1 protein-coding gene is annotated in these 986 nt (G+C 70.9%); it reads left to right on the top strand.

The genetic code is table 11. The annotated features are described in order from the left end of the window. Positions 1–24: 24 nt before the first annotated feature. A partial coding sequence (locus KLK06_RS62910; protein WP_308169074.1) for a histidine kinase occupies positions 25–986 on the top strand: 962 nt, incomplete at its 3' end.

Genomic DNA, 986 nt, shown 5'->3' with positions numbered 1-986 from the left:
CTCGCCCGGCGGACCTTGGCGGAGGTGCGGGAGACCGCCGGCGCCTACCGCGCCACCACGATCGCCGAGCCCCCGGCGCGGATCGAGTCACCACGGTTGGCGCGGTTCGTCCTGCTCGCGGTGCTGCTCATCCAGTGCGTGCTCGTGCTGATCAACCTCTACTACGTGGAGCAGGCCGGTCCGATGACGCTGGCCTGGGCGCTGCTCGGGCTCATCGGCATCGTGATCCTTCAGGTCCTGCCGCAGACCCGGGGCACGTTCGTCGTGCAGGGCCTGCTGTTCCTGCTTCCCCTCGCGGTCATCCCCGGCTCCTGGGACCGTGTGCTGAGCTTCTTCACCGGCAAGGTCCTGCTCACCGTACGACCGCCTCGATCGTGGGCGATCGCCGGTGTCGTCCTGGCCGGGCACCTGGCATGGCTCCTGTACGACGCCGCCACGCACGGCTATCCCCTTTCGAACGTGCTCGCCACCTTCGGCGGTCATGTCATGCTCGCGTGGCTGGTGTACAGCCTGGGGCGCCTCACCGGGCTGATCACCGTGCTGGACCGGGCCCGGCACGAGCTCGCCCAGGCCGCGGTACGGCGAGAACGGACCCGGGTCGCGCGCGACCTGCACGACGTACTCGGGTTCAGCCTGTCGGCGGTCGCTCTCAAGGGCGAGCTGGCCGAACGGCTGCTGGAGGCGGACCCCGACCGGGCCAGGGCCGAGCTCGCCTCGCTCGTGGCGCTGGTCGAGCAGGCGCTGGCAGAGCTGGAGTCCATCGCCGGCGACCGGGTCGAACTGCGGCTGGCGGCCGAGCTCGACGCGGCGTGTGAGGTACTGACGGCCGCCGGAATCGAGGCTGCGGCACAGGTCGAGACGGGACCGCTGCCGGCCGAGGTCGACACGGCGGTGGCCACCGCGCTCCGCGAGACCATCACCAACGTCCTGCGGCACAGCCAGGCCCGTACCTGCGAGATGACCATCTCCGGCACTGACGAGCTCGT

Origin of the sequence: Nonomuraea sp. NEAU-A123, assembly GCF_018603905.1 — a bacterium.
Lineage (GTDB): Bacteria > Actinomycetota > Actinomycetes > Streptosporangiales > Streptosporangiaceae > Nonomuraea.
The sequence above is the reverse complement of the archived record's forward strand: the minus strand, read 5'-3'. Positions and strand labels throughout refer to the sequence as shown.